The sequence below is a fragment of the Microbacterium sp. AC215 genome, from assembly GCF_979258645.1.
The window spans coordinates 1,656,395-1,681,634 of record NZ_OZ409869.1; the positions used below are offsets into that span (position 1 = coordinate 1,656,395).

The window sequence follows — 25,240 nt, forward strand, 5'->3', positions numbered from 1 at the left end:
GTGGGCCAGAATGGATCGGAATCGGGTCTCTCCGACCCGCTCCACGACCGGCTGCTCTCCCGATCGCCGCCAGGAGGGATGCGATGAAGCGTCTCACGCTCACCGGAAGCACGACGGTCATCACGGGCGCTGCGAGCGGGATGGGTGCCGACATCGCCCGGCTGCTCGCTCGCCGACGCGTGCATCTGGCGCTCATCGACCACAACGCCGACGGCCTCGCAGCCATCGCCGCCGAGCTCACGGGCGCCATCGTCACCACCCATGTGGTCGACCTCCGCGACGACGACGCCGTCTTCGCCACGGCCGCGGAGATCACCGCGGCGCACCCCAGGGTGAATGCTCTGATCACGTGCGCGGGCTCGTCGATGCTCGGCGACCTCGACCAGCTGACCATGGAGGAGATGCGCTGGCTGACGGATGTGAACCTCTGGGGCACGGTGTCGATCACGAAGGCGCTGCTCCCCGCCCTGCGCGCGGCGCCGGCCGCCCACATCACTCACCTCGCCAGCGTCTACGCGCTGGCAGCCCCCGCGGGACGCATCCCCTACTCCCTGAGCAAGTTCGCGGTGCGCGCGTTCTCCGAGGCCCTGCGCCACGAACTCGACGGCACCTCGGTGACGGTGGGAGCGGTGTATCCCGCCGGCGTGCGCACGGGCATCATCCTGCACGGACGGTATGCCGCGGCGATCGAGCCGGCCATCGCCGCGCGAGCCGCGGCCGCCCAGGCGGCGATGTACCACACGGAGCCCGCGGATGCCGCGGCGCTGATCGTGCGCGCGACCGAACATCGCCGCGCCCGCACGATGGTCGGACGCGAGGCGCGACTGATCGATGTGCTCACCCGCGTCGCCCCGTCGAGCTACTGGCGGGTCATGCGGCGTCCCCTGCGCGAGGCCATCGACACGACGACGCCGATCGCCTGAGTCAGCCGACTGCGCCGACCCAGATCCCGGACGCCCACGCCTGCTGGTCGGCGTCGCACCCGACAGATCCCGGATATCCGCGAACCACCGCCATGCAGTTCGCAAGGAACTCGGCGTCTCCTCCGAACGCGGAGTAGTAGGCATCTGACGCCGTCAGGGCGCCCCACACCCGGAATTGGTAGATGTGCGCCAGCTCATGCGCCATCGCCCAGTTCAGTCGGTCGGCGCTCCATTCGACGATGTCGGCGCGGTACTTGATGAAGCCGCCGCTGTTCGCGCACGCCGGCGCGGTCCCTCCCGCACAGGAAGCCGATTCGTAGAGCCCGACTCCCCCGCCGCCGACCTGGTCGAGAGCGGCACGCACGCGCGCGTACCCGTCCGGACCGCTCGATGCCCACGCGGGGCCCGAGGGAGCGGCGTACTGCGCCGTCTCCCAGCTGCCGATGTCCTGACCCACCTTGTCGATGAGGGCATGCACGGTGGCTGTGGCGGCGACCACGGTCGCCGGGTTCTTGCGCTCGTCGAGCACGGACTGCTGGGCCGACTGCGCGGAGGCCCTGTGTGCCGAGGTGTCGACCTTGCCGACTGCTCCGTCGATCGCCGCAGTCAGCGCCGCGATCTCGTCGACGAAAGCGGGCCGTACCTCGAGGACTGCGGCACGCGCGGCGGTGTCCTTCTCGGCGATCGCGATCGATCCGTCGAGGTGGTCCGTGCGCATATCCGCCGTACGGATCGACTGCGCCAGCGACCGCAGCTCGGCGATCGCCTCTGCCCTGTCCTCGTCCAGGGCCGCGGCGCGACCGACGACGCCCGCAGTCAGCATCACTGCTGCGACGATCGTCACGGAGAGGAACCGCCGGATCACAGAGTTCGCCTCATGGCAGGAACCCGGAGGTGTCGGTGAGCAGCGTCTCCTGTTCGGCGATGGTGGTGCGCAGTGCCGTCAGCTGCTCCGCAAGACGGAGGTTCACCTCGCGCGCGAGCTCGAGCCGCTCTTCCGCCTGGACGACAGCCGCCCTCGCCTCGGCGAGGGCATCCACACGCTGCTGATCCGCGACAGCGATGAGCACCGTTCCGCCGAGGAGCAGCAGTCCCCCCGCGACGACGGCGACGCCTCTCATATCGCTCCCCAGGACACGACTCTCCGGAACCATTCCGTATGGCCAATATATCCCCGCGGGAGACCGCTCTCCAGGCCGGTCGGTGGTCGGCCGCGCGGCGCGGTCGTTCGCTGCGTTCGCGCGGCACGCCGGGCCGGGACGCTCAGATCGAATAGGCCTGGTCGCTGAGGCGTCGCTCGGCGGCTTCCTGCCCGCTGGCCAGATGGCGCGGGACCATCACGCGCAGGGCGTCCGTGTCACGTGCGGCGACCGCTTCGAGGATCAGCCGATGCTCCTCGGCCATCGCGAGCAGATCGTCGTGCTGCCCGAAGAGCCAGCGCAGCCGTGTGACGAACACCGCGATGAGCTCGCCCAGCATCTCGTTGCCGGCGAGCTCGGCCGAGATCTCGTGGAACTCGCCCGCAGCGATTCGCGCTGCCTCGATCTCGCCCGCGGATGCTGCGGCGAATTCGCGCTCATAGGCCGCCCGAAGCCGCGCGATCCCCTCGTCGGTGTGACGTTCGGCGGCGAAGACGAAGATCAGGGTCTCGATCGCCTCGCGGACCTCCCCGAAATCCCGGATGTCCCGATGCGTGAACTCCCGCACGACTGCCCAGGTCCGCGGGCGTGCGACGACCACTCCCTCGCCGACGAGAGTGCGGATGGCCTCGCGCACCGGAAGCCGCGAGACGTTGAGCTCGGCCGCGATATCTCGTTCGACCAGCCGGGAACCGGGGGCGCGCCGACCGAGCACGATGTCATCGCGAAGAACGCGCGTCACCCGCACCGACTCGAGTTCGCCGGTAGTCCCCACCCCCGCCATGACCGAATTGTCTCACTCGGAGCACCACCCGACAAGTTTGGTATCCCAACGCGGCGCATATGTTACGGGTGCTCCATCGGGGCGGACAGAGAAAGGGGAGCGAATGCCTCGGCATCCGCTCCCCTCGTCCGTGCCGTCAGGGCAGACGGTTGGCGATCGCGAGGTTCGTCGTCAGCTCGTCGGCATTCTGGCGCACGACGTATGCCGGGCGATCGCGCTCGACCCTCCAGGACTCACTGAGGGGTCCGACGTTGACCGTGTCGAAGCCGGCCTCGTCGTAGAAGCGGGTGACGAAGACGACGGCCTCGGCGTCATCGCCCGCTGTGGCGAGGGCGCGTCGATCGGGTGTGCCCGCGGGCGATCCGTCGGTCGTGATGTCGGCCGCGAGGATGTGGTTGAACGCCTTGGCGATGCGCGACGTCGGCAGCTGCGCCTGCAGAAGCTCCGATGTGGTGGTCTCGCCGCGGTCGAGGGCCTCGATGTGCCCATCGCGTTCGAAGTAGTAGTTGTTCGTGTCGAGCACGATCTTGCCCGCGAGCTGCTCGACCGGCAGCTCGTCGATCTTGCCCAGGGGGACGGTGACGACCACGGCGTCTCCGGCCGCAGCCGCATCCACCGCGGTTGCGGCAGTCGCTCGATCGCCGAGTTCTGCGACGAGATCCGAGAGCGTCTCCGGTCCACGGGAGTTCGCGATCACCACGTCGTAGCCGTTCGCCACGGCGACCCGTGCGATCTGGCTGCCGATGTGTCCTGCACCGATGATTCCGAGAGTAGTCATGTTGGGCCCAACGCCCGTCTCGCGCCGCTATTCCCGCGTGACCCCGCGTGTCGCGATCACACCGTGAGCAGGAAGCGCTCCTCGACCCGGCGATAGCCGAGGCTCTCGTAGAGACGGATCGCGGAGGCGTTGAAACCGAAGACATGCAGCCCGATCGAGTCGGCACCGAGTCGTGCGGCCTCGCGCTCGGCCGCGAGCATGAGATCACGACCATAGCCCTTGCGGCGCTGGTCCTCGGCGACCTCGATGTCGAGGATGAACCCGTGCGGGCGCCCTCCTCGCCGACGGACGCCGATCCACAGCACCCCGACCTCGATGCCGTCCACGTGGGCGGTGAACAGCTCCTGCCCCTCCGAATCGATGCCGTCCGGCAGCTCGAGCTCCATCTGCCGGTGCGACTCGACGACGGCATCCTCCGCCGAATACCGACCGGATGCCACCAGGTCTTCCGCGAAGGCCGCCTCGGACGCGGCAGCGAAGCTCGCGAAGCGCTCCGGGGTCATCGGCGCCACGACGAACGCGCCGTCTGACGGCTGCGCCGCCCGAGACGGCAGCGGTTCGAGAAGCATCTGGATCGACGCGACCTCGAATCCCCGCCCCTCGACGAAACCGCGACCAGCGGTGTCGGACGAATGCAGGGCGACACTCAGACGACCGACCTGCTGCCTCCGCGCGAGCGTCGTCAGCTCGTCGAGGAGGTCGTGGAGCTGTCGGCCACTCGGCTCGGTCGCGAACGCGAGATCGACGATGAACAGCACGCCGTTGTTCGCGGCGAGCCAGACGGTGCCGATCCGGGCGTCGCCGTCATCGATCGTGAGGATGAGCGAGGTCTCGGTGTCGTGCCCTGCGGGGAGCAGCTCGTCGAGCACGGCGTCGACGTGCGAGACGGCATCGTCGCCGACGTGCATCCCGGACTCCTGCCGCAGCGACACGAGTCGTGCTCTCGTGGCCTCGCGCCAGTCGTCGAAGGCGTCTGCGGTGAGAGGAGTCAGTTCAAGAGGCATGATTCCATCCTGCACCGCATCGCCTCGGTGCTCAGGACTTGTGGAGTGCATCCTCCGCAGCGACCCAGGCGAGCATGGCGCACTTCACCCGTGCCACGTATCGCGAGACGCCCCCGAGAGCAGCGGCATCGCCGAGCAGCTCTTCATCCGGTTCGATCTTGCCGCGCGAACGCATCGCCTCGCGGAACGCGGCGATGCGGATCTCGAGCTCGTCGACCGTGAGCCCCTCGGCGAGCTCGGCGAGCAGCGACGCGGATGCCTGCGAGATGGCGCATCCGTGCCCTTCCCACGCGATCGCCTCGATGCCGCCGTCGGCGCCGCGGTGCACCTGCAGAGTCACCTCGTCACCGCAGGTCGGGTTCACCTGGTGCGACTGCGCGGCGATCTCACCCCGGAGCCCGAACCCGTGCGGGGTGCGGGAGTGATCGAGGATGAGCTCTTGATACAGGTTCTGCAGGTCGCTCATGCGCCCCTCCGGAAGAAGTCGATCGCACCCTGGACGCCGTCGATCACGGCGTCGATCTCGTCATCGGTCGTGTACAGGTACGTGCTGGCCCTCGTCGATGAGGTGACGCCGAGGCGACGATGCAGCGGCTGAGCGCAGTGGTGTCCGACACGCACCGCGATGCCGCGATCATCGAGGAACTGCCCGACATCGTGCGAGTGGATGCCCTCGACGTCGAAGCTCGCGAGGCCCACACGCGGCAGATCGATGCCGGCACCGAGCACGCGCACCCCATCGATGGCCGTGAGCCCCTCGGCGAGTCGCGCGCCGAATGCGGCCTCGTGCGCCGCGATGCGCGGCATCCCCACCGCCGTCAGATAGTCGATCGCCGCGGCGAGCGCGACCGCCTGGGACACCCGCTGGGTGCCGGCTTCGAACCGCTGCGGCGGCGGCAGGTACGCCGCCTCCGTCGTGGTGACGGTGGTGATCATCGATCCGCCCGTCAGGAACGGCGGCATGGCCTCGAGCAGCTCACGCCGCCCGTAGAGCGCGCCGATTCCCGTCGGCCCGAGCATCTTGTGGCCGGACACCACGGCGAAGTCGACGTCGAGTGCGCGGACATCCAGCGGCAGATGGGGCGCCGACTGGCAGGCGTCGAGCACGACGAGCGCGCCGACGGCGCGCGCACGCGCCACAAGATGCTCGACCGGATTGATGACGCCGAGCACGTTCGACACATGCGTGACGGCGATGAGCTTCGTGCGGTCGGTGATGAGATCTGCGGCGGCGTCGAGCCGGAGGGCACCGTCGTCGTCGAGCGGGATGACCCGCAGGGTCGCTCCTGTGCGGGCCGCGAGTTCCTGCCACGGGATGAGGTTGGCGTGATGCTCCATCTCGGTCGTGACGATCTCGTCGCCCTCGCGCAGACGCAGGCGCTCGGCTGCCGCTCCCCCGCGGCCGAGCGAGGCGTTAGAGATCGAATACGCGATGAGGTTGAGCGCCTCGGTGGCGTTCGACGTCCACACGATCTCGCCCTCGTCGGCACCCACGAACCGCGCGACGGCGGCCCGAGCGTCCTCGAACACCTCGGTGGCCTCGGCCGCGAGAGTGTGCGCACCACGGTGAACGGCCGCGTTGAGGGTGGTGGCGAACTCGCGTTCGGCGTCGAGCACGGCGAGCGGACGCTGCGACGTCGCACCCGAATCCAGATACACGAGCGGGTGCCCGTTGACCTCGGAGCGCAGGATCGGGAAGTCCTCGCGGAGTCGCCTCACCTCGACATCGGTCAGCGGGCCGCCCCCGGTCGGGGCGATCACGTCGGATTCGCGGGAGATGCTCATCCTTCTAGCTTCTCATCTGGCGCACCCCGCGGGGCCCTGCGCACACGGGGCGACGGTCAGGGAACGACGAGGATGTAGTCCGTGTCCGAGATGCCGAGGATCCCCGTCGCCGGGTCGACGTAGCGCAGGGTGATCCGATGGAGTCCGGGCCGGATGTCGATGAACGACACGATGGTCGAGGAGTCGTCGAGCAGCGCGGGCGACGCCGTCTCCCCGTCCAGGGACACGGATGCCGTCGAGCCGGCGACGCCGCGGACGTCGAGCGAGAGGTCATCCCGTCGCCCGTCGCCGTCGGAGTCGACGCGGGAGATCGCACCGTCCGAGTCTTCGGCGAGCCCCGGGACCGGGAAGTAGAGGCGCCCCGTCGGATCACTCACCGTCCGCACGCCGGTGGTCCGGGATGTGTGGCGCATCGAGATCGACATGCCCTGGTGAAGCGTGTCGACATCGGGGCGCACCGAGAAATCTCCGTCAGGACCGACGAGGGTGGAGGCGATCACGAGGCCGGTCTCGTCGATGATCTGCACCGCTGCTCCCGGAGTTCCCGTGCCGGCGATGGTCGGGGAACAGTCGTCCCCGGCAGGATGCTCCAGTCCATCGTCACCGGCTCGACGACGGGAGGGTCGACGACCGGAGGGTCGACGACCGGCGGGTCGACGACCGGCGGGTCGACGACCGGCGGGTCGATCACCGGAGGGTCGACGACAGGAGGGTCGACCACCGGAGGGTCGACGACCGGAGGGTCGACGACAGGAGGCTCGACCACCGGAGAGTCGACGACAGGAGGGTCGACGACCGGCGCCTTCACGACGGGAGGCGCGATGACCGAGGGGCCGCCGGCGGGAGGCGCGACCACGGACGGGTCGACCACCGGGGGAACCACGATGATCGGGTCGATGACGACCTCGGGGCCGGCGTGCTCCTCGGGAACGGTCACGGGCGTATGCGGGTCGACACCCGTCTCGGCCTCCTCCGCCGGCGCGATCGGGCTCGGGACCGCCGTCGATTCGGGCGACATGATCGGCGCCGGAGATGCGACGACGAGCGCGGACGACGGTGTCGACGACTCCTCGGCGTTCGGCGCGCCCACGGGCGCCAGCTGTGCGGCCACCGCTGCGACCGCGACGACGGCCCCGGCTGCCGCGACGGATCCGCCGACGACCAGCCATCGAGCGGTGCCCCTGGGCAGCCAGGCCGGCGCAGACGCAGCCGTCGCAGGCGCAGGAGAGCCGACCGAATAGGCTAACGCCGCCGGTCCGCCGATGATCACGGGAAGCAGCACGGCGCGCAGCTTCGATGACGCCTGCTCGATCTCGGCGCTCGCCATCGTGCACCGCTGGCAGCGCTCCAGGTGCGCGTCGAATCGCGCTCGGTCGGCACGCGCCACATGGCGCCTGCGCCCCTGCGCCACGATGCGCTCGCAGACCCACCGGCATTCCGGGTCACGTCCCGGTTCCTTGATGTGGGCCTGCAGCCAGGCGAGCTTGAAGCCCTCGCGCGCCCGGGCCGCCAGCACCGAGACGGCGTTGGGAGTCATGCCCATGAGCGGCGCGATCTCACGCGGCTTCATGCCCTCGACCTCGAGGTACCAGAGCAGTGTGCGCCACCGTTCGGGGAGGTCCTTGAACGCCACCGTCAGCAGCGCCTTGTCAGAGAGCAGGTCGAGCGAATCCTCCGTGTGCTCGGTCGGAAGCTCCTCGATGTATTCGAGCGCGACGACGTCCTTCTGCTTTCCTCCCCATGTGGCGGCCGCGCTGCGCACGGCCGCGAAGATGTAGGGACGGAACGCATCCGTCGGACCTCCGCCATTGCGGATCGCGCTGAAGGTCTTGGCGAACGCCTCACTGACGAGATCCTCGGGGTCGATCGAGCTCGTGATCGAACGCGCCGCGCGGAGAGCTGCCGGCGAGTGACGATCCCACAGCACGCCGAACGCACTGCTGTTCCCCGCTCGGGTCGCGAGGACGAGCTCGTCGTCACTCGTCTCGGGATCGATCCGCGTGCGCCGCTCGCGCACTGTCGACGAGCTCATGGCGCGACCCGTTCGGCGCGAATCGAGGCAGGAGCAACGGACGGGTCGTTCACAGGGATCCCTTTCGACTTCTTACTGTCAGTCTCGCGACATCGCGATCTGACCGGTATGTAGATTCATACGAGAGTTCTTGACACCGAATAGAGAAGATTCCATGGCCTTCGATGACATCCGCGCCGAAGCCCCGACGTTGCGCGACGCGCTTCGCCTGAGCGACGGGAGGCTCTTCTCCCCCGTCGAAGCACGCGGCTCGATGCCAGGACGTACGTGGGCGTGGAGTTCTACGATCCGTCGGCATCCGCATCCGACTACACCGATCGCATCGTCCTCGGGGCCGGTGTCGCGACGACGAGCGTTCCGGCCCTCGTCGCCGAGCTGGCCGATGTCGGGGCGGCCGCGCTTGTGGTGCGCCCTCCCGATGACGGCGATGGCCTGGAGCGCACTGCCCTCGATCTGCACGTCGCCCTGCCTGTCCTCCACCACAGTGACGGGGACTGGGCACAGCTGGCGAACGTCCTGCGGTCGCTGCTGAGCGGTCACTCGATCGGCCGGGTCTCGGGTGTGCGACTGGGAGACCTCTTCGGCCTCGCCAACGCCATCGCCACCCTCGCGGACGGCGCCGTCAGCATCGTCGACTCGACCGGTCAGATCGTCGGCTACTCCACGCACAGCGAGCAGCCGATCGACGACGTCCGTCGACGCACCACTCTGCTGCTGCAGGAGGACATCTCGATCGCATCCGACTCGCGCTACCGGTCGCTGCTCCGCGCCAGCGAGGCACGGCACTTCCCCTCGAGCACCGACGAGTTCGGACGCGTCGGGATCGCCGTGCGAGCGTCCGGCGAGCTGCTCGGCTCTCTCTGGGTGATCCAGATCGATCCATCGCCGGCCGCCCGGACCCGGTCCCTGCTGGAGGAGATGGAACCGATCGTGGCCCAGCATCTGCTTCGTGCTCGAGCGGAGGCGGGCGACCGGGACCGTCGGACATCCGACCTGCTCCGCACGCTTCTCGAAGATCGACGGCATGCCCGCGGCGCGGCGTCGCAGCTCCTCATCCGTCCCGAAGCCGGATGCACGGTCGTGTGCTTCCGGATCACCACGTTCGACGAGGTGGAGGCGATGCGCGGTCTGCAGCGAGTACTCCATCTGGCGATGAGCGTGTCCGGCGCCGCCTTCCCCGGCTCCCACAGCGCGGTCGTCGGCTCGGAGGTCGTGACGCTCATCCCGGGCCCGAACGCCGCTGCGGTCGAGACCTTCACCCAGGCGGTGATCCGGATCGACGACGCGTTGATCGCCGGCATCGGCACGCGCGCGTACGACATCAACGGCATCGGCCGTTCCTATCGTGAGGCCGGGGCCACGGCCGGCGTGCTCGTGAGTTCGTCGCTCCGCGACGACCATGAGCCCCGCATCGCGACCTTCGACGAGATGCGCGATCGCCTGGCGATCCTCCAGGTCGCCGACCTGATCGACGGCCTGGATGCCACGGTCGGCGACGCCGCGAGCATCCTCGCCGAGCATGATGCCGCGCAGGGCACCCGTCTGACGCACACCATGCGGGTCTTCCTCGACCAGCTCGGCAGTGTGCGTGAGACCGCCAGCGCACTGCACGTTCACCAGAACACCGTCCGGTATCGGCTCGATGTCGTGCGCAACGAGCTCGGGATCGACATCGATTCGCCGGCCACGCGACTCTGGCTCTGGCTCCGGCTGTCGGCGACCGCGCGCACCGCAGTGTGAGGACTCATTCGATCGCCGCCGGCAGCAGCACGGTCACTCCGGCACGACCCGTGGACGGCTCGATGTACCGGGCGGCGACGAACGGCTCACCGACACGGGATCGCACGACGATCCCGTCGATGTCGTCGGTCGCGAGCCGCACAGTGCGCGATCGCCCCTGCTCATCGAGCAGCTCGACCCATGCATCCGGTGCGGCGCTCAGATGCAGACAGCTGACCGCGCCGAGGGACGCCTCAGGACAGGCGTCCTGGTCCGCGGCCGCGATCGTGGGCGTCGCGAAGGTGAGCGGCCCCATCGCCTCCGCCCACTCGGTGACTCCGGTCGCCGCGTCGTACTGCCTCACGCTGAGCGTCATGCCCTGACGCAGGGCTTCGCCCGAGACGTCGAGCACGAATGCGCCGTCCTCGTCGATCACCCCGGTGTCGAGCATGACGCCGCTCTCGTCGGTCACCGTGACGACCGCGCCTGCAGCGCCGACCCCCTCGATCAGATCCGGCACGAGAGAGTCCTGGGCGATCGACCGGGTGATGCGGAACTCCGCCAGGTCGATGGGCGGCGGTGTCTCCGACGGAGCGTCGGTCGGGGTCGGAGTCGGGGTCGGAACCGCTGTCGACGGGGCCGGGGCGATACTGAGCGGGGTCAGTGGGGGCTGCCTCTCGCCGGGTCCTGGAGTCTCCGGTTCACGGCTCGCGTCCGAATCGGGCTCCAGTCCCGCATCGACCTCGGGCTCCGGCGACGGCAGGGGCTGCGGTTCGGGCATCGGCTCCGATGCGGGCGGCTGAGTCGGGAAGCGCGGCAGATCTTCGAGAACCGGGCCCGCCTCACCGGAGACCGACGCCTCGGAGATCGACCGGGTGAGTTCCGAATCGTCCGATTCCTCGGCCGACAGACTCAGGACGCTGCCCGCCAGGATGACGGCGCCGACCACGACGACGGCGGTCGCCGCCAAGGCGGCCAAGCCACCGGCCGGTACCACCGCCGCTGCTCCGTGCGCGGCGACAGGCGCCCCCGCGCCGATCGAGGAGGTTGCTGCATCGTCCCAGCCAGACGACCCGGTGGACCCCACCACGGAGCTCGCGCCCATGACCTGCGCCTCCGCGGAGGCATCACCGGTGTAGATCGCCGCCGCCACGCCTCCCAACAGCGCGGCAGGCAGGATCGCCCGCAGCCGCTGCGAGACGGTATCGATCTCCGCGGCGACGATCCGGCATCCGCCGCACACGCTCATGTGCTCTCTGAAACGGTCGGCGTCGCCGACCGCGACCGGACGACCGCGACGGTCGACCACGCGCTCGCAGAACCACCTGCAGTCCTCAGACCGCGAGGGATCGTGGATGTGCGCCTCGAGCCAGGCGCGTTTGAAGCTGTCGCGTGCGCGCGCCGCCAGAGCGGAGACCGCATTGGCCGTCATCCCCATCAGGGGCGCGAGCTCTCGCGGCTTCATGCCCTCGACCTCGAGATACCAGAGCAGCGTGCGATGCCGAGCCGACAGCGTGCCGAACACGGCCGCGATGCTGGATCGCTCGGCGATGCGCTCGAAGGCATCGCCGCCCTCCGACGACAGATCGCCCTCCGAGATCAGGTCGATCGACAGGTCGGTCCCGTTGCGGGACCAGCGCGCGGCCGTGTTGCGCAGCGTGGCGAGGAGATACGGCCGGAACGCGTCGCTCGGCCCGCCGCCCGCCTTGGTCACCCGGAGTATCGACGCGAACGCCTCGCTCACGAGATCGTCGGGATCCGCCGAGGGCGAGATCGCTCGGGCGGCTCGGCGCGCGGATTCGACATGCCGGCGCCACAGGAGGGCGAAGTCGCCGATGTCGCCACCCCGCACCGCCTCGATGATCTCGGCATCGGACGGCTCACCCGAGATGTCGTCGTCGTCGAGATACTTACCGAGGATCATGCTGCTCCGGATGCTGTCGAGTCCGGCATCGCGAGCGCAGCGCCGAAGACGGTTGAGGGACGAGGCAGTGGGGATGCCTCGTCCCTCCGACTCTCGTAAGGGTCGAATCCGCTCTGAGAAGGTTCGGCCGGGGAGTGGTCGACCTCTGCTGTGCGGGCGTCGGCCGGGAACCCGACGCGAGGCCGATGGCCATACCTACAAGACCGGTATGACCGGAAATCGTGACGGTCAGAACCCGAGATTCTCGCTGTGCAGGACATCAGCTGCCGCTCGCCGCCGGGTCCACGGGCGCGAGCGACAGGAAGCGCATCTTGTTCTCGCCGTAGAAGCACGTCTGGACCATGAACTCCCCCGTCATACCGGTGAGTTCTTCGACGTTCGACCACTTGGGCGTGTGCCGCTCCTCGACCACCTCGTAGATCATGTCGGAGCCCTCGACGGTGACCCGCTGACCGAGCTCCCAGCCGAGGATCACGTCTCCCCCGCAGTTGTTGTGTGCGGCGAACAGCGGCAGCACGTCGTCGATGCGGTAGCTGACCATCTCGGTGAACGTGCCGTCGCATCGGTCGAGCTCGACCATCCCGCCCTCGACCCCGAGCCTGATGACGGGAAGCTCGTCGGGCGCGAAGACCTCATGGAACGTCTTCAGCACCGAGACTTTGACGTCACCGGTCACTTTGTCGACCGCATCGGGGGCGAGCACGGATGCGGAGAGGAAGGATGCTCCCAGTCCGACGAGCAGGATGCTGGTCGACAGCAGACCGATACGTCGCCGCGGGCGGCGGCGTGTCACGGGCTCGCCGGGTTCGTCGCCGTTCGCGGCGGTGCGGTCCACTGCGACGTCGACCGTCATGAGTCGGAGCCAGCGGACACGTGCGTCGCTCGTCGGCCGCTGCGGTTCTTCCGGGCACGGCGAGGCTTGACGACGATGAACGTGAGTGCCGGCACTCCGACGACGAGCAGTGCCCACCACGGGAAGCCGGCGGGGTCGGTGGTGTCCGCGATGGTCGTCACGGCGGAGTCCTCGGTCGGAGCATCGATGCGCTCTGCGCGCACGAGCAGGCGGTGCGTGTTGACGCCGGTGGGCGTGCACGTGACGAGCGTGAGGTAGTCCTTGCCGGCGACCTGACGCAGGTCTTCCGCGTCGTCGGGAAGAACGGTCTTGGTCTGATCGACCTCGTAGTAGAGGTCTTCGCCCAGTGCGCTGACGATGATGACGTCGCCCTCGACGAGTTCATCGATGTCATCGAAGAGGGTGGCCTGCACGAAGCCGTTGTGGCCGGTGAGCACCGAATGCGTCCCCGGTCCACCGACAGGAAGCGATGAGCCGTAGAGGTGCCCGATACCGCGAGACAGTGTGTCTTCATCGGTGCCGTGGAAGACCGGCAGATCGACGTGGATGCTCGGAATGCGAATCCGCGCCATCGTGTCGGTTCCCTCGGTGGTCAGAGTGTCGAAGTACGCCGAGGCCCCCTCGCCGATCGCCGTCTGCTGTCCGTCTGCTCCGAGGGCATACGGGTCGCGCAGCGGCCCGGTCGGAAGATTCTCGTTGTACTCCTCAGCGGCGGCGAGCATCTCGTCGACCGCCTCATCGGGGATCTGCTCGACGGACTGGATGTACCCGTCGACGTCGGTGTCGTGAGACCAGGCCGAGAACCAGGAGGCCGCGGTCGGGTAGACGAGGACCACGATGCCGATGGTCGCGATGAGCATGACGATCGACTGGCTCCATCCCCACCGCGCCTTCTGGGCGGTGGCACCCGTAGCGGGTCGCGCTGGGGCGTCCGGTGCGGACGCGTCGATGAGGGTCATGCTGCGCTTTCTGATCGGAGCTGGAGAAGAAGTAGGTGGAAACGAATGGGCCGTGCGGGGGAAGGGATCTCTTCACCTCCCCCGCACGGCCGGTCTTTCGGGTTACGCCTGTGCTGCGGCCTTGCGACGGCTGCGGATGGCGAGCAGGACCGCTCCACCGAGCAGCATGACGCCGCCGGCGAGGAACAGGGTCGTGCCGGTGCCACCGGTCAGCGGCAGGGTGAAGCCGGCGTTCGAGGGAACGTTGACGACCTCGAGGTCGACGCCCACAGCCGAGGTGGCGGCGGTGACGGTGAACTCGATCGGAGCTGCGAGCAGCTCGAATCCGTCGGGTGCGACGATCTCAGCGAGCCAGTACGACTGGTAGCCGTCTTCGCCCACGGCGACGGTGGCGTTGTCAGCCCAGTCGGAGTAGCGCAGACCCGAGATGGTCACGGTGCCGTCAGCGGCGACCGCGAACTCGGTCGAACCGGCGAGAGCGATGGCGTTGGTGCCGTCGATCGCGTCCTGCTGGGTCGGGTACACCGAGAACACTGCACCGGTGAGCGGTGCGCCGGCCTTGTCGGTCTTCTCGACCGTGATGTCGCCCCACTTGGTGATGACCTCGGGGGTGACGGTGGGTCCGCCGGGCTCGCCCGGTGCGACCGTGTACGAACCGGCGTTCGGGTAGAGCACTGCCGTGTTGGCGATCTCGCCGACCGTGTTGACCTCGGCGGTGATGACGACCTGAACCTCGGTGGCCGGGTGAGCCGCGAGAACTGCGCGACCCGCAGCGGTGAACTCGACCGTCACCGCGTTGGTGGCGGCGTCGTGGACGACCGTGTAGTCACCCGCAGCGAGCGGGGTCCCGTCGACGAGCGTCACAGCGGCGCTCACGTAGTCGAGCTTGGCGTCCAGCGTGTCGACGATCTTGTAGCCGTCGATGACTGCGACGTTGGGGATGCCTGCCGTGATCGTGAAGTCGATCTCGTCGCCGAGCTTGATGTCGGCCGAGTCCTCGACGGTCTTGGTCGCCTCGGTGAGGGCGTTCTTCGGGTAGACGTGCACGTCGTACAGCCACGTGCTGTCATCGGCCGGGTCCGTCAGCGGGACCGTCACGAGGAACGGGGCCACGCCGGTGGAGCCAGCGAGCGGAGCGGTCTCCACCACGAAGTAGAGGCCGAGGTCGAGGTTCGCCAGGGCGATCTCACCGTTCGCGTCGGTCAGGGTCTGACCGCCGATCGCGCTGGCCGTGTATCCGGCAGCCGTGATGTCAGCGACGCTGTCGGGGTTCAGGTCGGCGAGATCGTTCGCGTCGACCCAGCCCTGGTTGCTCGTCAGGTCGATCGTGTCGACCTTGTAGACCGTGAAGCCCACGCCCGGCAGCGGTGCCAGTGCGACGTTCTGCTCGGTGCCGTCGTTCGGCAGGCCGGTGGGCGTCTCGGGTGCCTCGAACTTGTGGATCGTCAGCGAACCGACGGCGTCCGGGTCGACGAGGTTGGGCGTCGCGGCGCTTGCAGGCGCTGCGAGGGTCAGCGCGGCGACGCCTGCGACGAGCAGACCTGCCGCGACGCGGGATCCGCGTCCGTTGTTGGGAGTGTTCACTGTGTCTCTCTCTAGGTGGCCAGGTCGCCCTGGTGGGTTGCAGATGGTGGATTGTGAGAAGTGCAGATCAGATCTGCGGGTCTGTGGTGTCGGCACGTGTGTTGCGTCGGCGGACCCAGAGGGCCAGCCCGCCCGCGCCGAGCACGGTCAGGGAACCGGCGAGGATGTAGGGCAGTGCGCCCGTCCCTCCGGTGGTCGGAAGGGTCAGCGCCGGCACGTCGCGCACCGTGATGATCTGACCGGTGGAGGTCACCGCCTGATCGCCGCCCGCGGTGATGCTCACCGTGCGGTCCGGGTTGATGACGAACTTCACGGGAGCGGCGAGCAGGCTGAACCCGTCGGGTGCCGTCAGCTCGCTCAACCAGTACGTACCGGCCGGGATGCTGTCGATCTGGAACAGACCGGTCTCGACCCCGTTGATGGTGAAGGGAAGCGCCGTGCCCGGCTGCCCGTTCGCGTCTGCGAGCACCGCGAACGAGGAGCCGTCCATGCGCACCCAGGTGTTCGCTGCGGCTTCGCCGACCTTCTCGATCTTCAGCGGGATGCGGAACGGCTCGACGGGGGTCTCGGTGCTGTCGTTGTTCGAGCGCACCGAGACCCCCTTGGGGTCGGTTCCCGTGGAGTGGGCCGTGTTGATGACCTTCTTCGCGTCGACGTCTGCCTGGCCTATGACGTACGGCGCATTCGCGGCGCACGTCGAGATCTGGGTCGGCGCGATCGTCGTGGGCGTGCAGGTGACGGTGATGTTGCGCTGCGTCAGGCGGTCATCGACCACGGTGATGTTCGCGACCGTGATGTTTCCGGTGTTGGTGACGGTGAACGCGTACATGATGTGGTCGCCGAGCCCGGTCACGCCGTCCTGATCGATGTCCACGACCGAGGCGGTCTTGTCGAGCACGAGAGCGGGCGTCCAGGTGGCGGGGATGATCTCGTCATCGGTGTCCGTGACGTTCGGTCCGACCGCCGGCGTTCCGGTGGCCCGTGCGACGTTCGTCAGCGGAGCGCTGTCGAGGTCCGCCTGCTGCACCACGTAGGTGGCCGTGCAGGTCATCTTGGCGCCACTGGCGAGTGTGGATCCCTGAATCGGTGTGCAGGACAGCGTCGTCATGTCGCCCGCACCCGAGAACGTGTCCTCGGTGATCCGCACGTTGGTGAGGTTCGTGTTGAGCGTCGTGTTCGTCGCGGCCTTGGGAGTCGTGTTGGTCGCCACGAAGCTGTAGGTGATGACGTCGCCGACCTTCGAGTACGCCTTGTCGGGATCGGTGTCGCTCGTCACGGCGACGCCGTTCACGGCGGTGATGCTCTTGACGATGTCGATCGACGGCTGGATGACCTCGAGCGACGCGTTGGCCGGCGGGTTCAGGTTCGTCGTGATGTTGGCGGGGCCGTTGATGTAGGTGCCGTTCACCGTCGAGGTGACATCGACCGTGATCGTGCACGATGCCTGTCCGAGGGCGAGGTCGCCGCCGGTGACCGACACCGAGGTTCCGCCGGCCGGCGCCGTGACCACGTAAGCCGCACCGGTGCGCTGCGTGCAGGTGCCGCCGACGTTCGGGGCCGCGGCGATCTTGAGGTTCGTCGGCAGCGCGTCGGTGATGGTCCAGTCGCTCTTGGCCATGAGGTCGGTCGTGTTCGTGACGGTCAGCGTCATCTTCGAGGTCGAGCCGTTGGTGATCACGGTCGGGCTGAACGCCTTGTCGAGCTGCGGGGTCACATCGACGATCTGCGGCAGATCGAAGGCGACGTCGTTGCCCGCGCCGGTGGCCGTCGCGTTGTAGAGCATCAGACCGAGGTTCGCCGAGGTTCCGACGGGCACCTGGTAGGCGGCCGACTGCAGCTTCGCGATCTGCGTCTCCCACACCGTGTTGTTCGTGCACGGGTTCAGTCCCGTGCTCAGGGTGATCGGGGTGCCGTTCACGAGGAGGCTGAAGGTCTCCTTGGGCTGGTTCGCTCCGCCGGCTGCGGGGCAGTTGACCGCAGCGAAGTATGCGGAGACCGCGTAGTAGTGACCGCCGATGGCCGGGATGGTGTTGACCGTGCGGAACTGCGTGCCCGCGGCGATCGCTCCGTTCGTCGCATTCGTGTACGACGTCAGCACCTGGTTGGTCGCCGCCTGCGTCGTCGTCTGGCCCTGCGCGACTCCGAGCGCACGAGCCATCTGCTGCAGCGTCGTCCACGTCGTGCTGACGTTGTTCAGGCAGCCCAGGTCAGTGACGGGCGCCGTCGGAGTCGCACCGCTCATGATCCAGCCGTTGCACTGGTTGCCGGCCGGGGTGTACTGCGTCGAAGCCGTGTACGTCGAGTTCGCGGCTGCCGCGCCGCCGACGTAGGTGGTGATCGACCGTGCGGCGAGTGCTGCGCTCTGATTCGAGAAGTCCTCGGTGTACACCGGAGTACCCGGCTGAGGCGTTCCCGGCGTGCCGGGCACCGTCGCCGCGGCTGTGATTCCACTCGGGGCGAGCGTCGCTCCGGCGACGAGCACGCCGGCGATGGCGAGCACGCCGAGCAGCCGCGTGATCGCCCGTTGGCGAGGCGCGACTGCGGAGCGTAATGGCCGCTCCGTCGTGCGGTGGTGCGAGCGAATGCTCATGAATGTCCCAATCCCGGCATACCCTCGACCCGCCGGATACGGCGGAGCGCGAGAGGCGGATGCCTGTCCCCGAAAGTCGTGTGTGTCCCCAGTGCGAGACAGGAAGCAGAAGCCGCCCGTCACATACCCAGACCCCGGCGCGGACTTTTTATGACGGGCGTGGGAGAAAACTTTTCGGGGGGCCTCTTCGGGCTGCCCTAAGCTCGCACCATGTTCAGCGCCGAGACCCTCGCGACCTTCGTCGTGGCCGCGTTCGTCATGGTCGTGATCCCCGGACCGACAGTGCTGTTCACGATCGGCCGGGCGATGGCCCTGGGGAGACTGGGCGGGTTCCTCAGCATCCTGGGCACGGCGCTCGGCTCGATCCTGCTCGTCGTCGCCGTCGCCTTGGGCGTCGGCACCGTCGTGGCGCAGTCGATCGTGCTGTTCACGATCGTGAAGGTGCTGGGCGCCGGCTACCTCGTCTTCCTCGGCGTCCAGGCCATCCGGCATCGAAAAGATGCCGCGGCCACGGTGACAGGACCTGTGGCGCGGCGATCAGGCGTGCGTCTGCTCGGTGAGGGGTTCGTCGTCGGGGTCACCAACCCCAAGTCGATCGCCTTCTTCCTGGCGATCCTTCCTCAGTTCGTCGACCTGCACGCAGGGTCGGTGCCGATGCAGCTCTTCGTGCTCGGCACGATCGTCGTCGCGATCGGAGTGGCCTGCGATGCGATCTGGGTGCTGCTGGCGAGCGCCGCGCGCGAATGGTTCGGACGCTCTCCGCGACGCATCGAGGCGATGGGCGCCACCGGCGGCCTGCTCATGATCGGGCTCGGCGCGTTCCTCCTGCTGTGGAACGACAAGCCTGCGAACGCCTGAGGCCGAGACTCACATACGCGCGAAGCGGGCGCGGACCATCGAGAAGACGCCGTAGATCGCGAGTCCGACCCCGACGAGCCAGAGGATCGCTCGGCCCAGGGGCAGGTCGACGAGGCTCCGCAGAGCCGCGTCGAGACCAGCGGCCTTCTGCGGATCCTGCGTCCACGCGGCCACCACGAAGAGCGCACCGGTGACCGCGATCGCGATTCCCTTGGCGATGTAACCGGCGACCCCGAGGGCGATGATCCCGGGCCGCGACGGGCCCGTCGGGACATCCATCGTCTTCTCGAAGCCCCGAGTGAATCCGATGACGATGAATCCGATGCCGACACCCGCGACGGTCAGACCGAGGAGGATGAGCGCCACGATGCCACCCGGCGCCGAGAGCACGACGGCGCTGAGCGCCCGAGAGGTGTCTTCGGATTCGACGTGCCCGCCGAAGGCGAAGATCAGGGCCAAGCCGGCGATCACGAGGTACGCGCCCGCGATGCCGATCAGCTTGATCCTCATCCCCCACTTCCTGGTCTCCTTGCCGCCGGTGAGGAGACCGCTGGCGACCTGCCAGACAGCGAGCGCGATCAGGGCCACCGCGATCACGCCGAGGACCAGCCCGCCGACGGGCGTCGAGCGGATCTGCTCCATCGCGCCGTCCTGATCGGCGTCTCCGCCGCCGCCGCTGGCGATCGACACGGCGATCGCCCCGATGATGATGTGCACGAGGCCGATCACCACGAATCCCGCCCGCGCCACGCGCCGGAAGGCATCGGATCGCTGCGCCGTGCGCGCGGCACCCTTCGCTGAGGTCATCCGAGCAGGATATCTGTCGGCGCGAAGACGTCGGAGGGGGTTGCGTCGTCGCTGAGAGCCGCCCTCGTCAGGTCGCCCTCTCGACGGGTTGGCGCAGGATCGTCCGGAGCTTCGCCGGTTCGACCCGTCGGACATCGCTGAGGTAGATCTCGTGGTGCAGGCCCGTCATCGACAGGCCGTTCTCGGGGATGAATCGATGGTGCAGATCGTCGAGCACCGGGGCCTCGTCGTCGTAGGAGCCGATATGGAGCGTCTGCACGCTGAGCCCTTCGTCGAGGGTCTCGAGACGCACGGAGCGGAGGGCGGGTGCAGGCTGCTTCTTCTTCGCCAGCTTCGCCTCGACCGCGTCGACCGCGTGGTCGAACATCTCCGGGGTGACGTGGTCGGGCACCATGATCAGGAGAGTCCACCGCCACGCCGATTTGTCGCGGCGCGATGTGAACGACTCCATGTCGGGCGCGTGCCACTGCCCCTCGAGCGGCATCACGACCGTGTCGATCCCGAGCTGCTCCCTGCTCGCGAACTTGAGCGCGTAGGCGATCGGGAAGAGTGCGGACACTGCGTCCTGGTATGCCTGGGCGGTGTTGGGATCGCCCGCCCCGTCGACCATCAGATACTGCATCGAGGGAACATCGAGGATGCGGAACTCCCCGTGCTTCGCCTGATAGGCGTCGAGGGTCTTCTTCGGGTCGAGCGCCATCGCGGGTCCTCTCACGGCGGAATCGGCATCCGACCGTCGGCACAGTGTCGCACGGGCGACGGACGTCGGGTGGTCGGCGCGCATCCGCGCCGACCACCCTGACGCGCTCAGGCGGGCTCGACCGCGAGCCACAGCTCGCAGGACGCGTGCGTCCCGGTGAACTCGAGGTACCGGACGATCGAGGGCGCGGGCCGCAGCCGCCACGGATTCGACGGGAACCACTCCGTCGCCGTCGCGGCCCACAGCGTCTGCAGGGTCTCCGGGAACGGACCCGTGGCGGCGAAGACCGCCCAGGCGCCCGCCTCGACCCTCACGACATCGAGATCGTCGGGCACCGAGGTGGTCGGCCGCACGGAGACTCCGTGCAGGTAGGTGAGCTCGGTGCCCTCCGGCGCATCCTGAGCGATGTCCCCCGTGATGGCCAGTATCCCCTCGGGCTGCGCATCGCTCAGCGCCTTGAGGCGAGCATGCTCCTCCGGGGCGATCGAGGAGATGTGCGCCTGGATGTGCGGATTGACGCCCTCGTGGATGAGCGGCACTCGTGCGGCATGGCCGACGAGGACGAGCTCGGGGGTGGTGGTGATGGTGACGTCCATCGGGGTGCTCCCTTCGACGCTCAGGCGGAACCGGAGCGTGGGTTGTGTGCGGAGAGGACCCCCGTCTCGGCGCGCATCGACCGGGCTGATCCCGTGCACGGCGCGGAACGCCCGGCCGAACGCCTCGATCGAGCCGTACCCGTGTCGCACGGCGACGTCGAGCACGTTCGGGGCGCCGGCGGCGAGTTCTGCGCCGGCCAGCGTCATCCGCCGACGGCGGACGTATTCCGACAGCGGCATCCCCGCCAGAGCCGAGAACATCCGGCGCAGGTGGTACTCCGTCGTGCCGTGCACGCGAGCGAACCCGGCGACGTCGATCTCGTCGCCGGTGCCTGCCTCGACGAGATCGACCAGTGCGTTGAGCGTTCCGATCATGAGGTCCTCCTTTCCCCACCATCGTGCGGCCCGAGGGCGATCTGCGACCCGACTTTCCGTGTCGGATCCGATCGATCGCCTCTCGGAGGTCAGCTCCGCTCGCCCGGATCGGCGAGCAGGTCGGCGAATGCCAGCTCGGCCGCGCCGATCAGCAGCCTGTCAGCGCCGAGAGCGGCCGGGCGGATCTCGAGCGCCTCAGCGCTCTCCGACATCGCGAGCGCCGTCACATCGTCGACGATCTGATCCGCCCGCAGATCGGCGAGGGTGGCGAGGAATCCGCCCAGCACCACGAGAGCAGGATTGAGCACGTTCACGGCATTGGCCAGCGCGCTCGCGAGCACATGCGCCTGACGCGTGATCTCGGCGGCCACCACCGGCGAGTCGGATTCGGAGAGCTCGGCGGCGAGCGTCTCATCGTCGGCCGAGTCGAGGCCGACCGCATCGAGAAGCAGCCGGCGGCTCACCTCGGCCTCGAGCACACCGTCGCGAGTGCGGCGGTCGGCGTCTGCCGAGATCCGGGGTCTGTTCTGACCGAACTCCCCCGCGTACCCACCCGCCCCGGCGACCGGCCTCCCGTGGATGATCAGTCCGCCTCCGATACCCGACGCACCTCCGTTCAGGTAGACCACGTCGTCGATCCCCCGGCCGGCGCCGTAGCGGTGCTCGGCGATGGCTCCGAGCGTGGCGTCGTTGTCGACGAAAGCCGCAGACGCCGTCGCCGAACGGACGAGATCGGCGAGCGGCACATCGGTCCAGCCGAGATGAGGCGCATTGCGCACGACACCGTCGGATGTTCGCACGAGGCCGGGGACCGCGACACCGATCGCCGCGATCCGTGCCGCGGCGAGCGCCCCTTCGCGCCAGGCGGCGATGCGATCGGCGATCGTCGACACCACCGCATCCGGCGTCGGAACGGTCTCGTTCGGCAGGCGCTCGCGCAGGACGATGCTGCGGTCGAGGCCGATCGCAGCGATCTCGATCGCGTCGACCTCAGGGTTCACCGCGATGGCGACGACGCGAGCCGACGCCGTCACGACCGGTGAGGGGCGCCCCACACGGCCGGGTACGTCGGGTATGCGCTCGTCGACGAGACCGCGTCTGACGAGCTCTGCGACGAGGTCGGCGATCGTCGAGCGGTTGAGCCCGGTCTGCTCGGTCAGCGCGGCTCTCGACTGCGCGCCGTTCTCGTGCACGAGCCGCAGGAGGAGGGCGAGGTTGTGCGGGCGGGTGCCCAGCGCGGGGCTCGGCTGCGTCGGCATCCCTTCACTGTAGGGGGTGGACGCACCTTCTGTCATGAGATATGTTGTGAATCACAACTTATTCGATGACCTGCACAGGAGCAGCCATGACCACCCCCACCCGTGACGACAAGTTCTCCTTCGGCCTGTGGACCGTCGGCTACAACGGCGCCGACCCGTTCGGCGGCCCCACGCGCCCGGCGCTCGACGTGGTCCACGCCGTCGAGAAGCTCGCCGAGCTCGGCGCGTACGGCCTGACCTTCCACGACGACGACCTGTTCGCCTTCGGCTCGACCGATGCCGAGCGCCAGACTCAGATCGACCGCCTGAAGGGTGCGCTCTCCGACACCGGCCTCGTCGTGCCGATGGTCACCACCAACCTCTTCAGCGCGCCGATCTTCAAGGACGGCGGTTTCACCTCGAACGACCGCGACGTGCGCCGCTATGCACTCCGCAAGGTGTTCCGTCAGCTCGATCTCGGTGCTGAGCTCGGGGCCAAGACCTTCGTCATGTGGGGTGGCCGCGAGGGTGCCGAGTACGACTCCGCCAAGGACATCCGCCAGGCGCTCGAGCGCTACCGCGAGGCCGTCAACCTGCTCGGCGACTACGTCACCGACAAGGGCTACGACATCCGCTTCGCGATCGAGCCGAAGCCCAACGAGCCGCGCGGCGACATCCTGCTGCCGACGCTGGGCCACGCCATCGCCTTCATCGACTCGCTCGAGCGCCCTGAGCTCGTCGGCGTGAACCCCGAGGTCGGGCACGAGCAGATGGCAGGACTCAACTTCACCGCGGGCATCGCTCAGGCGCTGTTCCACGGCAAGCTCTTCCACATCGATCTCAACGGCCAGCGCGGCATCAAGTACGACCAGGACCTCGTCTTCGGACATGGCGACCTGCACAACGCCTTCTCGCTCGTCGATCTGCTCGAGAACGGCGGCCCCGGTGGAGTGCCCGCCTACGACGGCCCCCGTCACTTCGACTACAAGCCGAGCCGCACCGAAGACGAGAAGGGCGTGTGGGAGTCGGCCGCCGCGAACATGCGCACGTACCTGCTGCTCAAGGAGCGGGCGGCCGCATTCCGCGCCGACCCCGAGGTGCAGGAGGCGCTCGCCGCCGCCCGCGTCGACGAGCTCTCGACGCCGACCCTCAACCCCGGAGAGAGCTACGACGACTTCCTCGCCGATCGCTCGGCATACGAGGACTTCGACGCGAACTCGTACTTCGGCGGCAAGGGCTTCGGGTTCGTCCGGCTGCAGCAGCTCGCGACCGAGCACCTGCTCGGCGCTCGCTGATCGTCATGCCACTGGTTCTCGGGGTCGACTCGTCGACCCAGTCGTGCAAGGTCGTCGTCGTCGACACGTCGACCGGGGCGGTCGTCCGCTCCGGTCGCGCGTCGCACCCGGAGGGGACGTCGGTCGACCCCGAAGCCTGGTGGCAGGCGCTGAACGCCGCGATCGCGGAGGCGGGGTCGCTCGACGACATCGCCGCGTGGTCGATCGGCGGGCAGCAGCACGGCCTCGTCGCGCTCGACGAGTCGGGCGCGGTGATCCGCGACGCGCTGCTGTGGAACGACACACGTTCCGCCGGTGCGGCGCAGGATCTGATCGGCGAGTTCGGTGCGTCCGAACTCGCCGACCGCACCGGCCTCGTGCCCGTCGCCTCGTTCACGATCACCAAGCTGCGCTGGCTGCGCGACCACGAACCGGAGAACGCGGCACGGGTCGCCGCCGTCGCTCTGCCGCACGACTGGCTGACGTGGCGTCTGCGCGGGTTCGGACCCGACAACCCCGCGCTCGACGAGCTGGTGACCGATCGGTCCGACGCCTCCGGCACCGGATACTGGAACCCGTCGACGGGCGACTATGACCGCGAGCTGCTGGTGGCGGCGCTCGGCCATGACGCGATCCTCCCCCGGGTGCTCGCCCACGACGAGTGGGTGACGGATGCCGACGACCGGCGCGTCGGTGCGGGAGCGGGTGACAACGCGGCCGCCACGCTCGGACTCGGCGCCGTGCCGGGTGATGTGGTCGTGTCGATCGGCACCTCGGGCACGGTCTGCGCTATCAGCACCACTCCTCTGAGCGACCCGACCGGGACCGTCGCGGGCTTCGCCGACGCCTCGGGCAACTTCCTGCCGATCGTCGCCACGCTCAACGCCGCGCGGGTGGTCGATGTGACCGCTGCGCTGCTCGGGGTCACGCACAGCGAGTTCAGCGACCTCGCGCTGCGGGCCGCCCCCGGCGCGGGCGGCCTCACTCTGCTCCCCTACTTCGAGGGCGAGCGCACCCCGAATCTGCCGGATGCCACGGCCTCCCTCTCGGGGATGACACTCGCCTCGACGACGAGGGAGAACCTCGCCCGCGCCGCCGTCGAGGGGATGCTCCGAGGACTCGGCGCCGGGCTCGATGCACTGCGCGATCTCGGCATCCCGCTCGAACGCGCCCTGCTGATCGGCGGCGGAGCGCAGTCGGAGGCCGTGCGTCGCATCGCGCCGGAGATCCTCGGCCTGCCGGTCGAGGTGCCCGAGCCCGGCGAGTACGTCGCGCTCGGCGCCGCCCGGCAGGCATCACAGCTCGTCGGCTGATCCCG

Annotated in this window: 23 protein-coding genes; 5 read left to right on the forward strand and 18 right to left on the reverse strand. The window is 68.7% G+C overall.

What is annotated here, in order from left to right:
• Nucleotides 1-83: 83 nt before the first annotated feature.
• Nucleotides 84-923, forward strand: a complete 840-nt coding sequence (locus ACZZZF_RS08205) for an SDR family NAD(P)-dependent oxidoreductase (RefSeq protein ID WP_463497904.1) — start codon at nucleotides 84-86, stop codon at nucleotides 921-923.
• Between the two features lies 1 nt (nucleotide 924).
• On the opposite strand, the gene ACZZZF_RS08210 is transcribed toward ACZZZF_RS08205, so the two are convergent.
• From ACZZZF_RS08210 to ACZZZF_RS08250, 9 genes are all read right to left on the reverse strand, one after another.
• A complete protein-coding gene (locus ACZZZF_RS08210) occupies nucleotides 925-1,788 on the reverse strand; it encodes a hypothetical protein (protein WP_463497905.1) in 864 nt (287 codons plus the stop codon).
• A 10-nt stretch (nucleotides 1,789-1,798) separates the two neighbouring features.
• On the reverse strand, nucleotides 1,799-2,044 hold the full coding sequence (locus ACZZZF_RS08215; RefSeq protein ID WP_072590746.1) for a hypothetical protein: 246 nt from the start codon (nucleotides 2,042-2,044) through the stop codon (nucleotides 1,799-1,801).
• A 142-nt stretch (nucleotides 2,045-2,186) separates the two neighbouring features.
• Nucleotides 2,187-2,846, reverse strand: a complete 660-nt coding sequence (locus tag ACZZZF_RS08220; RefSeq protein WP_400340271.1) for a GntR family transcriptional regulator — start codon at nucleotides 2,844-2,846, stop codon at nucleotides 2,187-2,189.
• Nucleotides 2,847-2,982: 136 nt separating this feature from the next.
• Nucleotides 2,983-3,624 (reverse strand): NADPH-dependent F420 reductase, encoded by a 642-nt coding sequence (locus ACZZZF_RS08225; protein ID WP_463497907.1) that lies wholly within the window; start codon nucleotides 3,622-3,624, stop codon nucleotides 2,983-2,985.
• A gap of 56 nt (nucleotides 3,625-3,680) precedes the next feature.
• The gene (locus ACZZZF_RS08230; RefSeq protein ID WP_463497909.1) at nucleotides 3,681-4,628 is read right to left on the reverse strand and encodes a GNAT family N-acetyltransferase; all 948 of its coding nucleotides are present in this window, start codon (nucleotides 4,626-4,628) and stop codon (nucleotides 3,681-3,683) included.
• 31 nt (nucleotides 4,629-4,659) lie between these two features.
• Nucleotides 4,660-5,094 (reverse strand): Fe-S cluster assembly sulfur transfer protein SufU, encoded by a 435-nt coding sequence (gene sufU, locus ACZZZF_RS08235; protein ID WP_056276906.1) that lies wholly within the window; start codon nucleotides 5,092-5,094, stop codon nucleotides 4,660-4,662.
• On the reverse strand, nucleotides 5,091-6,413 hold the full coding sequence (locus ACZZZF_RS08240) for a cysteine desulfurase (RefSeq protein ID WP_463497911.1): 1,323 nt from the start codon (nucleotides 6,411-6,413) through the stop codon (nucleotides 5,091-5,093). The genes sufU and ACZZZF_RS08240 overlap by 4 nt, the downstream gene beginning before the upstream one ends.
• Nucleotides 6,414-6,469: 56 nt before the next feature.
• A complete protein-coding gene (locus ACZZZF_RS08245) occupies nucleotides 6,470-6,940 on the reverse strand; it encodes a hypothetical protein (RefSeq protein ID WP_463497913.1) in 471 nt (156 codons plus the stop codon).
• Entirely contained in the window at nucleotides 6,910-8,445 is a 1,536-nt protein-coding gene (locus ACZZZF_RS08250) for an RNA polymerase sigma factor (RefSeq protein ID WP_463497915.1), read from the reverse strand. The genes ACZZZF_RS08245 and ACZZZF_RS08250 overlap by 31 nt, the downstream gene beginning before the upstream one ends.
• Before the next feature lie 273 nt (nucleotides 8,446-8,718).
• Here ACZZZF_RS08250 and ACZZZF_RS08255 point away from each other — a divergent pair, with 273 nt between their 5' ends.
• Nucleotides 8,719-10,185 carry a PucR family transcriptional regulator gene (locus tag ACZZZF_RS08255; RefSeq protein ID WP_463497917.1) on the forward strand — a complete coding sequence of 489 codons (1,467 nt, stop codon included), beginning with the start codon at nucleotides 8,719-8,721 and terminating at the stop codon, nucleotides 10,183-10,185.
• A gap of 4 nt (nucleotides 10,186-10,189) precedes the next feature.
• On the opposite strand, the gene ACZZZF_RS08260 is transcribed toward ACZZZF_RS08255, so the two are convergent.
• The 5 genes from ACZZZF_RS08260 to ACZZZF_RS08280 form a co-directional block, all read right to left on the reverse strand.
• The gene (locus tag ACZZZF_RS08260; protein WP_463497919.1) at nucleotides 10,190-12,088 is read right to left on the reverse strand and encodes a sigma-70 family RNA polymerase sigma factor; all 1,899 of its coding nucleotides are present in this window, start codon (nucleotides 12,086-12,088) and stop codon (nucleotides 10,190-10,192) included.
• Nucleotides 12,089-12,347: 259 nt separating this feature from the next.
• Nucleotides 12,348-12,941 (reverse strand): hypothetical protein, encoded by a 594-nt coding sequence (locus ACZZZF_RS08265; protein ID WP_463497921.1) that lies wholly within the window; start codon nucleotides 12,939-12,941, stop codon nucleotides 12,348-12,350.
• Entirely contained in the window at nucleotides 12,938-13,900 is a 963-nt protein-coding gene (locus ACZZZF_RS08270; protein ID WP_056276889.1) for a class C sortase, read from the reverse strand. Before ACZZZF_RS08270 ends, ACZZZF_RS08265 begins: the two co-directional genes overlap by 4 nt.
• Nucleotides 13,901-14,002: 102 nt before the next feature.
• The gene (locus tag ACZZZF_RS08275; protein WP_053098784.1) at nucleotides 14,003-15,484 is read right to left on the reverse strand and encodes a SpaH/EbpB family LPXTG-anchored major pilin; all 1,482 of its coding nucleotides are present in this window, start codon (nucleotides 15,482-15,484) and stop codon (nucleotides 14,003-14,005) included.
• A 67-nt stretch (nucleotides 15,485-15,551) separates the two neighbouring features.
• Entirely contained in the window at nucleotides 15,552-18,074 is a 2,523-nt protein-coding gene (locus tag ACZZZF_RS08280; protein ID WP_463497922.1) for a DUF7507 domain-containing protein, read from the reverse strand.
• A gap of 210 nt (nucleotides 18,075-18,284) precedes the next feature.
• On the opposite strand from ACZZZF_RS08280, the gene ACZZZF_RS08285 reads away from it, so the two are divergent.
• A complete protein-coding gene (locus ACZZZF_RS08285) occupies nucleotides 18,285-18,932 on the forward strand; it encodes a LysE family translocator (protein ID WP_295101767.1) in 648 nt (215 codons plus the stop codon).
• Between the two features lie 9 nt (nucleotides 18,933-18,941).
• Here ACZZZF_RS08285 and ACZZZF_RS08290 read toward each other — a convergent pair whose 3' ends face one another.
• The 4 genes from ACZZZF_RS08290 to ACZZZF_RS08305 all read right to left on the reverse strand — a co-directional run bounded on the left by ACZZZF_RS08290 (nucleotide 18,942) and on the right by ACZZZF_RS08305 (nucleotide 22,669).
• A complete protein-coding gene (locus tag ACZZZF_RS08290) occupies nucleotides 18,942-19,739 on the reverse strand; it encodes a DUF1206 domain-containing protein (protein ID WP_053098781.1) in 798 nt (265 codons plus the stop codon).
• Nucleotides 19,740-19,806: 67 nt separating this feature from the next.
• Complete coding sequence (locus ACZZZF_RS08295; protein WP_463497923.1) at nucleotides 19,807-20,439, reverse strand: GyrI-like domain-containing protein; 633 nt, start codon at nucleotides 20,437-20,439, stop codon at nucleotides 19,807-19,809.
• Nucleotides 20,440-20,546: 107 nt separating this feature from the next.
• Nucleotides 20,547-21,410 carry an AraC family transcriptional regulator gene (locus ACZZZF_RS08300; RefSeq protein ID WP_463497924.1) on the reverse strand — a complete coding sequence of 288 codons (864 nt, stop codon included), beginning with the start codon at nucleotides 21,408-21,410 and terminating at the stop codon, nucleotides 20,547-20,549.
• A gap of 89 nt (nucleotides 21,411-21,499) precedes the next feature.
• A complete protein-coding gene (locus ACZZZF_RS08305) occupies nucleotides 21,500-22,669 on the reverse strand; it encodes an ROK family transcriptional regulator (protein ID WP_053098778.1) in 1,170 nt (389 codons plus the stop codon).
• An 86-nt stretch (nucleotides 22,670-22,755) separates the two neighbouring features.
• Between ACZZZF_RS08305 and xylA the strand changes: the two genes are divergently transcribed.
• Together xylA and xylB are read left to right on the forward strand one after the other, a co-directional pair.
• On the forward strand, nucleotides 22,756-23,943 hold the full coding sequence (gene xylA, locus ACZZZF_RS08310) for a xylose isomerase (protein ID WP_056276871.1): 1,188 nt from the start codon (nucleotides 22,756-22,758) through the stop codon (nucleotides 23,941-23,943).
• 5 nt (nucleotides 23,944-23,948) lie between these two features.
• Nucleotides 23,949-25,235, forward strand: a complete 1,287-nt coding sequence (gene xylB, locus ACZZZF_RS08315) for a xylulokinase (protein ID WP_463497925.1) — start codon at nucleotides 23,949-23,951, stop codon at nucleotides 25,233-25,235.
• The last annotated feature ends 5 nt before the right edge of the window (nucleotides 25,236-25,240 follow it).

Coding starts and splice junctions, on each gene's coding strand:
- xylA (WP_056276871.1), top strand. CDS start 22,756: ATGACCACCCCCACCCGTGACGACAAGTTCTCCTTCGGCCTGTGGACC.
- ACZZZF_RS08265 (WP_463497921.1), bottom strand. CDS start 12,941: ATGACGGTCGACGTCGCAGTGGACCGCACCGCCGCGAACGGCGACGAA.
- ACZZZF_RS08240 (WP_463497911.1), bottom strand. CDS start 6,413: ATGAGCATCTCCCGCGAATCCGACGTGATCGCCCCGACCGGGGGCGGC.
- ACZZZF_RS08285 (WP_295101767.1), top strand. CDS start 18,285: ATGTTCAGCGCCGAGACCCTCGCGACCTTCGTCGTGGCCGCGTTCGTC.
- ACZZZF_RS08280 (WP_463497922.1), bottom strand. CDS start 18,074: ATGAGCATTCGCTCGCACCACCGCACGACGGAGCGGCCATTACGCTCC.
- ACZZZF_RS08225 (WP_463497907.1), bottom strand. CDS start 3,624: ATGACTACTCTCGGAATCATCGGTGCAGGACACATCGGCAGCCAGATC.
- ACZZZF_RS08305 (WP_053098778.1), bottom strand. CDS start 22,669: ATGCCGACGCAGCCGAGCCCCGCGCTGGGCACCCGCCCGCACAACCTC.
- ACZZZF_RS08260 (WP_463497919.1), bottom strand. CDS start 12,088: ATGATCCTCGGTAAGTATCTCGACGACGACGACATCTCGGGTGAGCCG.
- ACZZZF_RS08215 (WP_072590746.1), bottom strand. CDS start 2,044: ATGAGAGGCGTCGCCGTCGTCGCGGGGGGACTGCTGCTCCTCGGCGGA.
- ACZZZF_RS08290 (WP_053098781.1), bottom strand. CDS start 19,739: ATGACCTCAGCGAAGGGTGCCGCGCGCACGGCGCAGCGATCCGATGCC.
- ACZZZF_RS08220 (WP_400340271.1), bottom strand. CDS start 2,846: ATGGCGGGGGTGGGGACTACCGGCGAACTCGAGTCGGTGCGGGTGACG.
- sufU (WP_056276906.1), bottom strand. CDS start 5,094: ATGAGCGACCTGCAGAACCTGTATCAAGAGCTCATCCTCGATCACTCC.
- ACZZZF_RS08230 (WP_463497909.1), bottom strand. CDS start 4,628: ATGCCTCTTGAACTGACTCCTCTCACCGCAGACGCCTTCGACGACTGG.
- ACZZZF_RS08270 (WP_056276889.1), bottom strand. CDS start 13,900: ATGACCCTCATCGACGCGTCCGCACCGGACGCCCCAGCGCGACCCGCT.
- ACZZZF_RS08205 (WP_463497904.1), top strand. CDS start 84: ATGAAGCGTCTCACGCTCACCGGAAGCACGACGGTCATCACGGGCGCT.
- ACZZZF_RS08295 (WP_463497923.1), bottom strand. CDS start 20,439: ATGGCGCTCGACCCGAAGAAGACCCTCGACGCCTATCAGGCGAAGCAC.
- xylB (WP_463497925.1), top strand. CDS start 23,949: ATGCCACTGGTTCTCGGGGTCGACTCGTCGACCCAGTCGTGCAAGGTC.
- ACZZZF_RS08300 (WP_463497924.1), bottom strand. CDS start 21,410: ATGATCGGAACGCTCAACGCACTGGTCGATCTCGTCGAGGCAGGCACC.
- ACZZZF_RS08250 (WP_463497915.1), bottom strand. CDS start 8,445: ATGAGCTCGTCGACAGTGCGCGAGCGGCGCACGCGGATCGATCCCGAG.